Annotated in this window: 12 protein-coding genes; 8 read left to right on the forward strand and 4 right to left on the reverse strand. The window is 51.4% G+C overall.

What is annotated here, in order from left to right; genetic code table 11:
* The first annotated feature begins 75 nt into the window (after positions 1-75).
* The 5 genes from HY774_21960 to HY774_21980 all read left to right on the forward strand — a co-directional run bounded on the left by HY774_21960 (position 76) and on the right by HY774_21980 (position 3,036).
* Positions 76-879 carry a carbon-nitrogen hydrolase family protein gene (locus HY774_21960; protein MBI4751152.1) on the forward strand — a complete coding sequence of 268 codons (804 nt, stop codon included), beginning with the start codon at positions 76-78 and terminating at the stop codon, positions 877-879.
* 8 nt (positions 880-887) lie between these two features.
* Positions 888-1,376, forward strand: coding sequence for a hypothetical protein (locus HY774_21965; GenBank protein ID MBI4751153.1), 489 nt, complete (start codon positions 888-890; stop codon positions 1,374-1,376).
* Between the two features lie 36 nt (positions 1,377-1,412).
* Positions 1,413-1,880: a CoA-binding protein gene (locus tag HY774_21970; protein ID MBI4751154.1), complete on the forward strand. Its 468-nt coding sequence runs from the start codon at positions 1,413-1,415 to the stop codon at positions 1,878-1,880.
* 113 nt (positions 1,881-1,993) lie between these two features.
* Positions 1,994-2,569, forward strand: a complete 576-nt coding sequence (locus tag HY774_21975) for a Uma2 family endonuclease (protein MBI4751155.1) — start codon at positions 1,994-1,996, stop codon at positions 2,567-2,569.
* 44 nt (positions 2,570-2,613) lie between these two features.
* Positions 2,614-3,036: a DUF29 domain-containing protein gene (locus HY774_21980; protein MBI4751156.1), complete on the forward strand. Its 423-nt coding sequence runs from the start codon at positions 2,614-2,616 to the stop codon at positions 3,034-3,036.
* A 28-nt stretch (positions 3,037-3,064) separates the two neighbouring features.
* Here HY774_21980 and HY774_21985 read toward each other — a convergent pair whose 3' ends face one another.
* Positions 3,065-3,571, reverse strand: a complete 507-nt coding sequence (locus HY774_21985) for a dual specificity protein phosphatase family protein (GenBank protein MBI4751157.1) — start codon at positions 3,569-3,571, stop codon at positions 3,065-3,067.
* A gap of 20 nt (positions 3,572-3,591) precedes the next feature.
* Between HY774_21985 and HY774_21990 the strand changes: the two genes are divergently transcribed.
* Positions 3,592-4,017 (forward strand): HIT domain-containing protein, encoded by a 426-nt coding sequence (locus tag HY774_21990; protein MBI4751158.1) that lies wholly within the window; start codon positions 3,592-3,594, stop codon positions 4,015-4,017.
* An 80-nt stretch (positions 4,018-4,097) separates the two neighbouring features.
* On the opposite strand, the gene HY774_21995 is transcribed toward HY774_21990, so the two are convergent.
* From HY774_21995 to mutM, 3 genes are all read right to left on the reverse strand, one after another.
* Positions 4,098-5,348, reverse strand: coding sequence for an MFS transporter (locus HY774_21995; protein MBI4751159.1), 1,251 nt, complete (start codon positions 5,346-5,348; stop codon positions 4,098-4,100).
* Between the two features lie 251 nt (positions 5,349-5,599).
* Entirely contained in the window at positions 5,600-6,898 is a 1,299-nt protein-coding gene (locus HY774_22000; GenBank protein MBI4751160.1) for an MFS transporter, read from the reverse strand.
* A 265-nt stretch (positions 6,899-7,163) separates the two neighbouring features.
* Entirely contained in the window at positions 7,164-8,024 is an 861-nt protein-coding gene (mutM, locus tag HY774_22005; protein ID MBI4751161.1) for a bifunctional DNA-formamidopyrimidine glycosylase/DNA-(apurinic or apyrimidinic site) lyase, read from the reverse strand.
* Between the two features lie 261 nt (positions 8,025-8,285).
* On the opposite strand from mutM, the gene HY774_22010 reads away from it, so the two are divergent.
* Positions 8,286-10,868 carry a YfhO family protein gene (locus tag HY774_22010; protein MBI4751162.1) on the forward strand — a complete coding sequence of 861 codons (2,583 nt, stop codon included), beginning with the start codon at positions 8,286-8,288 and terminating at the stop codon, positions 10,866-10,868.
* Positions 10,869-11,001: 133 nt separating this feature from the next.
* Entirely contained in the window at positions 11,002-12,861 is a 1,860-nt protein-coding gene (locus HY774_22015) for a chloride channel protein (GenBank protein MBI4751163.1), read from the forward strand.
* Positions 12,862-12,890 lie beyond the last annotated feature (29 nt).

Here is a 12,890-nt window from a genome sequence, read left to right on the forward strand (position 1 = left end):
ATGGCAACTGTGGCAATTTCTGCTTCCTATCAACTTCGGTTGAACCGTCACCGCAACCCTGAACCCTAAATAATTATGATCATCGCTCTGGCATCGCCCGCTGTCGCTACGACCCTTGATGATGGGTTGGAAAAAGTAAAACGGTATCTGTCTGAAGCTTCCACCCAGGGAGCCAAAATTGTCTGTTTCCCAGAAGCCTATCTCCCAGGTTTGCGCGGGCAGGATTTCGACGTCTTCCCTTTTGATCAGGCCGAACAGGAACGTGTCCTCCAGACGGTATCGCAATGGTCAAAAACCTATGCCATTGCCACAATTCTTGGAATGGAACGGCTTACGGCGACTGGCCGCCAAATTGTGGCCTGCGTGTTTGACACCGACGGGCAAATCCAGGGCTTTCAAACCAAGAATCAGATTGCTCCGACTGAAGATGAGTTCTATGTGCCGGGCACGACTCGTCAACTTTTCGAAGTCAACGGAACAAAGTTTGGCATTGCGATTTGTCATGAAGGCTGGCGCTATCCCGAAACTGTTCGCTGGGCGGCGGTCCGGGGTGCCAAAATCGTCTTTCACCCGCAGCATACTGGAAGCACTCGCGAAGGCGTTCGACTGACGGAATGGGGTTCGGCTGAGGCGCCGTACTACGAAAAGGCGATGGTGATGCGCAGCATCGAGAACACGATCTATTTTGCGAGTGTCAACTACGGGCTGCCGTTCCAGGAATCAGCGACCTGCGTCATTACTCCATCGGGCGAGTGCCAGGCATTTTTGCCTTATGGTCAGGAAGGCGTACTGGTCCAGGCCATCAACCTTGACGAAGCGACCGGACTGATTGCCCGGCGGTACGCTCCTGAGCGATACAAGGAAGGGAAACTGGAGTGAGCGACCAGATGAAATTCCAGTACATCCTTCACCGGGCAGGTTGGGCAACGGCGATTCTTTCGTGCCAGGACCAGACCATTGAAATGACAGTTTCATACCTGCACGACTCGCTCCGGAATCTTGCCTCGGCAGTAATTGCACTTTTGAATGGAGCAACTGAAGTCAGTGTTATCTTTATGGATGAACCGGGCGAACATCGTCTAGTTCTTCGACGAAAAGATCAGACAACTGTTTCCCTGGAGGTTCGCTGGTATGAAGACTGGTACAGTTGGGGGATCGGCAGCTCTGATTTTGAAACACTTTTGTCTGGAGTTACTCGACTGACCCACCTTCGCGGGCAGGTTTTATCAGCAATGAAACAAATTTTGGATGAGCATGGCGAAATCGGGTACAAACAGAAGTGGTGCTTGCACGAATTCCCAATGGAGGAGCTTCGTCAGTTGCAAGCCAGCTACCGGCGTTCAGCAGATGGTTTCTGTTCAGAGTTCAAGCTTTAGCTTGGCCAAACTGTGGAGTGTGACAGGCGAAATCTTATGTCCAAACTTCCTTCATCAGTTGCTACCTTTCTCAGCCACCATGCAATTGCTGTCGCTGGTGTGTCCAGAGATTCCACCCAACCCGCAAATGCTATTTTCAGAAGGCTCAAGGAGTGTGGCCATCTTGTGTTTGCCGTCAACCCAAAGGCTGAACAGGTGGAAGATGGGCCGTGCTATCCCAACCTCCGCTCACTTCCTCAACCAGTTGGGGCTGTCGTCATCGCAACCCACCCGAACGTCTCAGCCCAGGTAGTGCGTGAATGCGCCGAGCTAGGAATCCGGCATGTCTGGTTTCATCGGTCGTTCGGAGAGGGAAGTGTGTCGGAAGAAGCCATTCGCGAATGCCAGGCAAATGGGATCGAGTGTATCGTCGGAGGCTGCCCGATGATGTACTGTGGTCACGTAGATTTTGGCCATCGGTGTATGAAGTGGATCCTCAAGTTTCAACATCGTGTTCCGGGATGAATGGCAGAATCAGAGTTGATGGTAAATAATGCAGAGCCCATACTGGGAGAGTTAATCCCTTCGTGAACCGTGAGGCACCCATGACCCGAGAAATAGTTGAGCAACCGTTAGCAATGTTCTTACCTGTGGCTCTGGATGTGCATTCGGTACAGTTGAGTGACGAACAATTTCATCAGCTTTGTCGAGATAACAGAGATCTGAGATTCGAACTCACCGCCAAAGGAGAACTCATCATCATGCCTCCAACTGGCGCCTTAACCGGATGGCGCAATGCAAAGCTTACTTACCGCCTGACGGCCTGGGCTGACGCTGATGGAACCGGACTCACGTTCGATTCTTCAACTGGATTTACTTTGCCAAACGGGGCCAAGCGTTCACCTGATGCCGCCTGGATCAAACGCGAACGGTGGGAGGCACTGACCGAAAAAGAACAGGAAGGGTTTGCTCCTCTGTGTCCTGATTTTGTCGTGGAGCTGCGTTCGCCCGAAGATTCACTTTCAATCCTTCAAGAGAAAATGGTCGAATACCAGGAGAATGGCGCTCAGTTGGGACTCCTGATTGATCCCAAAGCAAAACGAGTGTATGTCTATCGGCCAGAACAGACGGTTGAAGTTCTTGAGAATCCAGAAGCCGTTTCGTGTGACCCGCTTTTGCCAGCATTTACTTTAAGTTTGAAAGACATCTGGTAAGTGGGCGGCTACTCAAAAATGGCTTCAAGCAAAGGAGATCGTGTATGAACTGGCAAGATCTATCGGCTATGTCGCCCTATCAAACCGCGTTGGAAATTGAAGCCGAGTTAGCCAAAGGAAACATCACCGAAGCCTCCGCTGGCTTAAAGGAGTTAATCGAAGCCTTGGGACGATCAGAAAAACGCGCCTTAAAAAGTCAGCTCATTCGGTTAATGGCCCACATCATCAAATGGAAGACCCAGCCGGAAAAACGATCACGCAGTTGGGTGGCAACCATTGGCAATGCCCGCGAAGAAATCGCCGATATTCAAGAAGAAACCCCCAGTCTGACCAACGACGTCGTCCGGGAGATGTGGGGAAAATGCTTCCAAGCAGCAAAACGGGATGCCGAAGCGGAAATGAACCAGGAAACGTTGCTTTCTGAACTTTCGTGGGGAGATGTGTTTGAGGCAGAGTATAAAAAATGAATAAAGCGAATGACGCCTCAAAATGCTATCAGGACTCAGGTCCTTGATACCCTTCAGCAAATTTGATTGCCCAGTCATATTGTTTTTTCATCTCCGGCACTGGCCAATCCCTGGCCTTGCTTATCACCTCAAAGGCATCGTTGACGTTCATCCCATCCAAAATCAGGACACATCCGGCGAGCAATGCCGACCGACCAATCCCCGCATAACAGTGAATGGCGACATTTTTTCCTTCTAACAGAAACCCGTGAAGCTGCTGAATCACTCGGGCCGTGTCTGGCATGGAATCCGGAATAAAATGATCAACAATAGGGTGCGAGATGAAGGTGATGCCTTGTTCACGGCACAGGTCGGGCTCTGCCATCAAGCCTTGCGCCAGCACTTCAGGTTGTGTCAAACACGAAACTACAATATGAATGTTTTCAGCCGCGAACCGGGCAATTTCAGCTTCGAGAAACATGCCGCCTCTGGGACGTGGCATAATTGCCAGCCGTCCACCGCCGACGTGTGTGATCCAGAAAACTTTTGAATTCATAGAATTAAAATGAGGTTTCAATGACAAGCCAATGTGTCTTTTGTGATATCGTCAATGGCAGTCAACCTGCCAGCATTGTCTTTGAAGATGAATTCACGCTGGCATTTATGGACATTCGTCAGTTTCATGCGGGTCATGTCCTGGTCATACCACGGCAGCATTTCAATGATGTTCGGGAATTGGATCGTGAAACAGGTGCGGCCTTGATGCACACTGTGTCACGCCTCACCCGAGCGGTTGGACTGGCTTTCCCAAATGACGGCTTGAGTCTCTGGCACTCCATCGGCCCCGCGGCGTTCCAGGAAGTGCCGCATTTGCACATCCACATTCACCCACGGCTCCCGGACGATAACTTCCTGCGTGTCTATCCCGGCAATCCTCCAGGTTCAGATCAAGCAACCCGTGACCAGTATGCTGAACTGGTCCGCGCACGGCTGGATTTGTGAAAAAACCTTCGGGCTGAAAACCTCGGGCTGAAGACTTCAGGCTGAAGAAGTTGGGTAATTCAGCCCCAAGCCCGTTGTTTTCAGCCTCCTGCTTTCACGGTTTCACCTTCTTCAGATTTCATTGCTTCGGCACTGCGCAGGCCAAACAAACCCAAAATCAGTACTGCGGCGAGACAGGCAACCGAGCCGCTGTAAAACGGCGCGTGCGGACCAAAGTGCTTGAAGGAAAATCCACCCCAGGCCGGGCCAAGAATCCGACCAAAGCTTGAAATCGAAGACGACACACCGATGACTTTGCCCTGTTCGCTGGCCGAAGTACGGCGGGAAATCAATGCCAACGCGGTTGGCGTCACCAGTGCCGTGCCAATTGCCAAACTTCCGGTGAAGACATAGAGCCCGAAATTCATATGGGCGAAGGTCAATAAGGTCATGCTGCTCCCAAGGATACACAAACCCGCCAGTAAAACTGGTGCTTCACCAAAGCGTTTGACCAGTGGCCGAATGAGTCCTCCCTGGACCAGAGTGGTGGTAAATCCCATAAAGGCAAAGAGATAAGCGGTTCTTTCCTCGGTATAATGGACCTGGACTTTGGTAAACAGTGGCAGCATCGCCATATACAAAATCGAAGCCACGGTCATCAGGAAAGCGACAACCAGCAAGCTATTTAACTGTGGGTTGTGGAAGGCTTCAAGGATGTTCGAGAGCCGTGATGAAGTATGTTCCGTCGAAGATGCTGATTTATTAGGGATGCGGACTTCAGGGAGCAAGAGCCACATGGCGACCATATTGGAAAAAGCCAGGGCGGCAGCCACAAAGAATGGTGTTGCCACTCCGAAATGGCGGGCAATGATGCCGGAAATGGCAGGCCCAAAGGTGTATCCCAGTCCAATTGCCGCTCCGACCATGCCCATTCCTTGAGCCCGGTTCTCAGGTTCAGTAATATCGGCGACATAACTTTGAGCGGTGGCAATGTTGGCGCCGGTAATTCCATCCAACGCACGTGCCACAAACAGGACCATCAGCCCAATTCCGATTGCCGATGAGGCCAGTCCGGTGAGCAGTGCGGCCAGACTGGTGCCAAGCATGCTGTAGACCAGTACTGGTTTGCGGCCAACACGATCTGACCAGAGTCCCAACCACGGCGCCGCCAGCAATTGAGTAAAGGAATAGGTCGAAAGCAGCAGACCAATCGTCAATTCGTCGGCTTGAAAGCGGAGGGCATATGTGGGGAGAATTGGAATCACCATTGCCCAACTCATGGTGTCAATGAACACAACAAAAAAAATCAGCAGCATCGGGACGTGGTGGCGGGTAAATTTAAACTGAACCATAGCTTATGAGGGCCTGGGGCTGAGGGCCTGGGGAAACTCCAATCCTTCTAACCCGTTCGCTTTTGCCAATGTGGGGCAATGATTTATAACTGGCTTCAATACAAGGTTTTAGATAGGACAAGCAGGTTATGAGTCAAGGAATCTGCCAGTTTAGCCTGAATGTTTTTGAAACTGCAAACCAGTTGAGTTTTGCGATTTGAACCCGTTTTCTTCAGCCCTGAGCCCCAAGCCCTGGTTTTCTCAGTCCCAGTTTAAGACGGAGACAGGCTTCGTTCCTGAGCTGCCGCCGTATAGTGGTTTTTCATAAACCATTGAACGATCACCCAGGCCAGACCTGGAAGCATCAGATAGACCCCAATCCCGCTGGCAATCATGCGGGGTGAAAACTGGCTATTATCCACCAGCCATCCAACCGTGTAATTTGAAATGGCGCCGGCCAGCGTCAGCAGTCCCCATTCAAGGGCAAACACTCGACCGCGAAACTCATCGGGGACGCTTAACTGGAGCAATACCGTACTGTTCACCCATTGAATACTTCCGCCGATATGGGCTCCGACCAGCAGGCACATGGCCACCGGTAAACTTGGTGCCTGGCCGAAAAGAACATAAAAAGAACCATAAATGAGAAAGGCCCAGCCAATTCCTCGACGAAGCATCACTGGTGTTTCGCCGCCGACCCGGCGGGCAATCACTGGTCCCAGAGCCGTGCCCAATCCCCGAGCGGCATACAGCAAGGCAATGGCGGTTCCAGTTTTCCCAATCGGAAACAGCCGTTGTCCAAAGATGGTAAACAACACCAGAAAGCCTCCGCCAAGGCTGGCCGAAGTTTTCACCAGCAGGTACGAGAGCACGACGGGTCGCTGCCAGACATAGGCCAACCCGGCGCCTAATTCATTCAGGCTCGACCGGATACCAAAGGCTTCCTGTCTGGCCTTGAATTGTTCGACGGAGAGGTGTTCGGTCCGAACATAACTTTTGATTTGCCAGATGAAGTAGGCTGAGCACAAAAACGAAAGCGAATCCAAAACGAAGGTTGCTTCACGCCCCACGGCCAGCGTGATGAAACCGCCAACTCCGGCGCCGATGGCCAGTGTCATTGACCAGGTAAGAGAAGAAAGCGCGTTTGCCGTGAACAACTCTTCACGTTTGCAGAGCGACGGCAAGAGTGCCTGGCGGGCTGGTTCAAACAGGGCGCTCATCACATCGGTCATGCCAACGACGACATACACCATCCAGACGTGTTCCGGTCGCCGCACCAGCAATAATCCTAAAACCGTCACTGCCCGCATCAGGTCCGCAAAGATCATGATTGCCCGGCGTGGAAACCGGTCGGCAATCACACCCGAAATGGGACTCAAGACAAAGTAGGGCAAGAATTGCAGCACAATCACCCAGGCAACAGCGCGACCAGAACCAGTCAATGATTCCACCAGCGAATACATCGCGGCTGAATACAACCAGTCACCCATTTGACTGATCACCTGTCCCAACCAGAGCCGGCGGTAATTCGGATTTTGTTTCAGCAGTTGAAGGTAAGAGAGTGAAGCCATTGAGATGAATGAAGAATGAAGAATGAAGAATGAAGAATTGAGAATGAAGAATTGAGAATGAAGAATGAAGAATTGAGAATGACCTGAATTTTGCCAAAAATAGGAACACCTTGCTCAAAGATCAGTACCCACCAGGTCGGATACGTCTCGCACAGGGGAATCTCAGCGAGCCGTGCGTGGAATGAAAATTCACCAGGGTCTCCCTTGTCACACCCGCCAAACCGACTTCACACCTGCCTTTATGTCCTTTATGTCCTTAATTTCTTCATTCTTCATTCTCAATTCTCAATTCTTCCTTCTTTTGACAATTGGGGCAAAAATAGGTTGAGCGTTGACCTTGCCGGATGCGCTCAATCAGGGTTTCACAGCGCCAGCATGGCTCGCCTTCGCGGTCATAGACGGCCAGTGCTTCTTCGAAGGCGTTCCCAAAATAACCGCCTGTAATGTCTTCAGGGTTGGTGTGGATGGTGCTTCCGGCTTCAATGGCGGCTTCCAAAATGGCCTGAATCGCCGGATGAAGATCTTCAAGCTGGGTTGGAGTCACTTTGCTGGCAGGGAGTTCGGGATGAATCCGGGCGGCAAACAAGGCTTCAGCGGCATAAATATTGCCCAATCCAAGCACTCTGGTCTGATCAAGCAACACTTCTTTGATCGCCCGTTTGGATTTGCTGAGTGTTGTCGTGAGATATTCAAGCGTAAAGTCCGGCCCGAGCGGTTCTGGTGCCAAACTGCTCAATTCTTTGGCTTGATGGAGTTCATCCGTTTTGACCAGGTGCATCATTCCAAAGTGGCGTTGATCCTGAAACGCCAGCAATTTGTTTTCATCCAGCGCAAAAATGGCGTGGGTAAATTTGGGAAGTTCAGCCGATTGATCAACATAGAGAAACCGTCCTGACATCCGCAGATGGACAATCAACGTGTCGCTGGAATCCAGGTGGAGCAGGATATGTTTTCCACGTCGGCCAATATCGGTAAAGGTGGCACCTTTGAGCCGGTCACAAAACTCCTCGGGTGTATGGGCTGGGATCAATTTGGCACGGTTGATCACTGCTTGCTCAATGGTGTGTTCAGGTAACAATTGGCGGAGGTAGGCCGCAACAGATTCGACTTCAGGTAGTTCAGGCATAAGTTGAGAGCGAGTCGCGAGATTGTGAGTAGCAAGTAGTAAAACCCTGGTTCTTAACCCTTTGGTATCCATTGTGCAACCTGGTTTGGCAGGTCCAGTGTATGCCCGATTCCCTTACGCAGGTGGCACTGACAACCGTATCCTTCGTAAGCCCCTTGTTTGAAGTAGCCCAAAGCGATACAGTCGCCACTTTTCTCAGGTGCTGCTCAACTCTTCCTTTGCATGACTGACTACTGACTACTGACTACTGACTGCCTTTCTATGTTTTCTTCCGTTCAATCTTACTTCAAAGCGCGTCCGAAACTGGCCCATCTGGCTGCGGCGCTGGTGCTCTTGATTCTGGTCACTGGAATGTTTTGGCGAGTGGTTTTTCTCGGAGAAACCATGGTTGATGCGGCAACGCTCCAAAACCAGCTTCCGTGGGGAGACACCGGGCCAACCTACCTTGGGCATTCGTACAACCGGCGCGACATCACTGACACATACATCACCCGCGAATATTTTCTGGTGGATTCTTACAAACAGGGCGAATGGCCAATGTGGAGCCCTTATAACCTGGGCGGGCATCCGATTTATGCGGATGGCGTGTTTCGCATGTTCTCGCCATTCAATGTCTTGTACTGGATATTTGACGTTCCGCGTGCCTATGATCTGACCTGCCTGCTGCAACTCTTTTTGATGGGACTGTTTACCTATTTGTTTTTCATCAACATCCGCCTTGGTCCGTTTTCGTCACTTTTCGGGGCGATGACCTTTATGTTTGCCAGCCTGACGATTTTTCACGTGACCAGTTCCGGGTGGCTTGGCGGGTTGATGTGGCTGCCGTTGATTTTCTTGAGTCTGGATCGGGCGATTGAACGTGGTTCACACTGGGCGGCAGTTGGCGTTGGGGTCTGTCTGGCGATGCAGTTTTACTGCGGATATATGCCGAATCAAATTTATTATCTCGGCGCCATCGTGACCTACTATGGATTTCAGGCACTCTTCAATCCGAAATTCAAAGCTTCTGGTTCGGTACATCAATGGCTGGCAAAGGTGCCAATTGCCAAACTGCTGGTGATTTCGCTGGTGGTGGGGATGACGCTTTCGGCGGCCCAATGGATGCCAATTTTTGAATTGCTTGGATATTCAAATCGGAAAATTGTTCCAACGGAACTGGCACCAAACTGGCTGCCGCCCTGGTATCTCATCACGGCATTGCTCCCGCACGTGTTTGGCGAAGCCTATGACCCCAAATTTGCGGTGTTGTTTGTCGGAATCGGTGTTTCCCATGCGCACACGGTGTACTTTGGGCTGAGCGGCGTGTTGTTGGGGAGCTTTGGCGGCTATGTGTGGTGGGTGCGGCGCAAGGTTACAGCCTTGATGACTGAAGACCGGCTGCGACTTGGGTATTTTCTGTTTCTGTTGGTGTTTTCGACCTTTGTGATGTGCGCGGTGCCGCTCTATGTCCATATCACACAATACATTCCGGTCTTACAGACCATCCGGGTGACCAATCGGGTGAGTGTGCTGTTTACTTTTTCGACGGCAGCCGTGGTGGCTTACGGATTGCACTTCCTGTTGCAACTCGAAGGCGACGTCCTGGATGGTTTCACTCGCTGGATCAAACGCCTGGGAATGCTCTATCTCTCGCTGATGGGACTGGTCATCACCGTGGTTTCAGCCATCGCCCAAACCGGCTGGTATCAGGGAATGATGTTTAACTACAACAGTTTGCGGCGAATGATCCGGGCCCCGCTGGCCATTTCGGAAAACTTTGATCTCACCAATGTAGACTATTTCCCAGGAACATTGATTCCGCTCGTGTTTTTTGGCGTGGTGTTTGCGCTGTTTCTGGCCTGGCGGCGTGGACGCTTGAGCCAGCCGGTGTTTTGTGCGGTGTTGCTGGTGGTGGCCGTGGTGGATTTGGGATGGAATGCCAGTCAGTTGAATGAAAGTTACCCCCGGTCACTGGTGTATCACTCCAGCGCGGCGACCACATTTTTGCAATCGGATCCAGATGTGTTTCGGGTGGTCGTGGCACCGGCGAATTTCAGCACCAAAGGACAGGTCAGCCAGTTCCGAAAAATTGTCGCTCCACCAAATACCCTGGTGCCCTATCGCATTCAAACCATCAGCGGCAAAGATCAACTTTTTCCGCGCTGGTATCGGGAAATGGCTTCTGCGGTGCAGAGCCAGAATTACCTGAGCCACGTGGTTTTTGACCCGCTCCAGTCGCCCTGGTATGACCTGTGGAATGTGAAATATCTGATTACCAACGACGACACGCCGTTTGTGCCGGAACACTATGTCGAACGTTTCACCGGGGAAGGCGTGCGCATTTACGAAAATCCAAAGGCCAAACCCCGTGCATTTTTTGTCCCTCGTGCGATTGGGATGCCTGACACACCGCTGGCTCGCAAGAAAGACTCAATCCCAGATGAAATTGTGAAATTGATCAAAGCCCCAGGGTTTGACCCGCTTCAAACGGCCTATGTTCAAGGAGAAGGTGCCCAAGGCGAGGTTGTATATCGTCCGGCGCCAGATGATTTTGTCAAAATGGTGAGGTATCAAAACAATACCATTCGGATTGCCGCGAAGAGTGCATCCGGCGGGGTGCTGGTATTGTCTGATACATACTATCCGGGCTGGAATGTGTACGTTGACGGTGTAAAACAACCCCTCTGGCGAGCTGACCATGCGTTGCGGGCCGTGAAATTGGCGGCGGGCGAGCATCAGGTTGAGTTTCGGTTTGAGCCAGTGCGTTTCAAATTGGGGCTTGTGCTGAGTGGGATCGCTTTGATTGTGCTTACTTTGTGGGGATCCATAAGCTTATACCATTTTGGAATGAAGTTATCGTATTAGGGAACAGTCAAGTAATTCAATCAATTGAATTTAGTGAACTACTGACTACGATCTACTGACTACAAACTGGTATTACTATTGAATCGGCGCTCACAATAAATGTGAGGCTGGTCAGCGGTAGAAAGGAGGGCTTGTGAAAGATTATGGGCATCGGTTTCGAGCCGCTGTTCGATTGTGGCGGTTTCGCCTGCACCGGGCCAATGTTGCCGGGTTACGGGTCTTTCTAAAACTCATTCCTGAAGAAGGCCAACGCGTCTTTGCGTTGACGATTTTTGTTGGTGCCATCTGTGGCATTGCGGCAGTGGCTTTTCATCTGGCCATTCATTTTGCCGAAACACATTTGATTGACCGGGCCCAGGCGGCACCTGGGTATTCCTGGATCTGGTGGGTCATATTACTTCCAACACTGGGTGGACTGGTGTGCGGGATTTTGCTGGAGTTTGTGGTGCCAGATGCTCGCGGAAGTGGGATTCCACAAGTCAAGGTGGCATATGTGGTTCACGATGGGAGGCTGGCACTTCGAACTGTTGTTGGAAAATTTCTGCTTGGCACATTGCAAATTGGTTCCGGCGCCTCTTTAGGGAGAGAAGGCCCGACGGTCCAAATTTGTGCCGGGATTGCCAGCTTATTTGGCCAGGCCGCCGCATTGTCACGCCAGAATCTCACGCGGTTATTGCCAGTTGGCGCCGCTGCCGGAGTCGCCGCCGCGTTCAATGCCCCACTGGCGGCAGTCACGTTTAGCATTGAAGAGATTGTCGGAGACCTTGATCAAACACTTCTGTCAGGAATAGTGGTGGCAGCCGCCCTGGCGGCTGTGATTGAGCATAATGTGTTGGGGGCCCATCCGATCTTACACATTCCACCCGGATATGGATTGCACCACACCTCATCCCTCCTGCTGTATGCCGTGTTGGGAGTTGTGGCAGCCCTGGTTTCGCTTGTATTCACTGATTTACTGCTCGTTCTCCGCAAAAAATTTCGTCAGAGTCGGGTCTTGCCTGGCTGGGCTCGCCCAGCAATTGGAGGGCTTGTCACTGGGGTTCTGGCCGTGGTGGCACTCTTATGGTTGAACGAATCAGGCATAACTGGTGGCGGATATGAAACACTCAACCGGGCACTGGCCGGAGTGCTGGATATACGGGTGATGCTGGTTCTGTGCGCAATGAAAGTGCTGGCTACGACATTCTCTTACAGTAGCGGTGGCGCTGGTGGAATTTTTGCGCCATCGCTGTTTATTGGGGCCATGGTTGGTGGTGTGATCGGGTATCTGGACGTTGGTTTGTTTCACCACAGTAGTGCTGAAATCGGAGCCTTTGCCCTGGTTGGGATGGGGGCAGTTTTTGCGGGAATCATTCGGGCGCCGATTACATCAGTCTTGATCATTTTTGAAATGACAGGCAGTTATGAACTCGTCTTGCCACTCATGATTGCCAACATGATTGCTTATCGTCTGGCGCGAAAATGGCGGCCAACTCCGATCTATGAGGCTTTGCTGGAACAGGACAATATTTTTCTTCCACACCCCTCAGGGAAAGTAACCCATGCCCTTGAGCAAATCGGAGTGGGGGACGCCATGACCACCGACCTCATAACCATTCCAGCCGATATGGCTTTACCCGAAGCTCTGGAGGTGATGTCACCTTATGACTTTGCCACCTTCCCGGTTGTTGGCACCCAGCGTGAGTATCTTGGGTTGGTCAGCCGGGCGCGTGTTCGGCGAAATCTGGCCTTGAACCAGGGGAAACAAACCATTGCCGATATTGTGGAAAGAGTTCCCACCGTCTTCCCTGATTATGCACTTGTCCGAGCCGTAGTCATTATGAACTCTTCTCAGATCAGACACTTAGCTGTTGTTGATCGTGAAGATGAACGCCGGTTGCTTGGAATGATTACCATGAGTGATGTGGTGAGAGAGCAGGCGGTGGTTGCTTTAGACCTTGGAGTGACAGGGAAATCATTTACACCAGAATCTGGATTGACGCGAAGTTTTTGACCTTGACCAAACTCAAACATCTAAATATT

This window comes from Acidobacteriota bacterium (assembly GCA_016208495.1).
Classification (GTDB): Bacteria; Acidobacteriota; Blastocatellia; order Chloracidobacteriales; family Chloracidobacteriaceae; genus JACQXX01.

Coding starts and splice junctions, on each gene's coding strand:
- HY774_21975 (MBI4751155.1), top strand. CDS start 1,994: ATGTTCTTACCTGTGGCTCTGGATGTGCATTCGGTACAGTTGAGTGAC.
- HY774_22010 (MBI4751162.1), top strand. CDS start 8,286: ATGTTTTCTTCCGTTCAATCTTACTTCAAAGCGCGTCCGAAACTGGCC.
- HY774_21990 (MBI4751158.1), top strand. CDS start 3,592: ATGACAAGCCAATGTGTCTTTTGTGATATCGTCAATGGCAGTCAACCT.
- HY774_22000 (MBI4751160.1), bottom strand. CDS start 6,898: ATGGCTTCACTCTCTTACCTTCAACTGCTGAAACAAAATCCGAATTAC.
- HY774_21980 (MBI4751156.1), top strand. CDS start 2,614: ATGAACTGGCAAGATCTATCGGCTATGTCGCCCTATCAAACCGCGTTG.
- HY774_21970 (MBI4751154.1), top strand. CDS start 1,413: ATGTCCAAACTTCCTTCATCAGTTGCTACCTTTCTCAGCCACCATGCA.
- mutM (MBI4751161.1), bottom strand. CDS start 8,024: ATGCCTGAACTACCTGAAGTCGAATCTGTTGCGGCCTACCTCCGCCAA.
- HY774_21960 (MBI4751152.1), top strand. CDS start 76: ATGATCATCGCTCTGGCATCGCCCGCTGTCGCTACGACCCTTGATGAT.
- HY774_21995 (MBI4751159.1), bottom strand. CDS start 5,348: ATGGTTCAGTTTAAATTTACCCGCCACCACGTCCCGATGCTGCTGATT.
- HY774_21985 (MBI4751157.1), bottom strand. CDS start 3,571: ATGAATTCAAAAGTTTTCTGGATCACACACGTCGGCGGTGGACGGCTG.
- HY774_21965 (MBI4751153.1), top strand. CDS start 888: ATGAAATTCCAGTACATCCTTCACCGGGCAGGTTGGGCAACGGCGATT.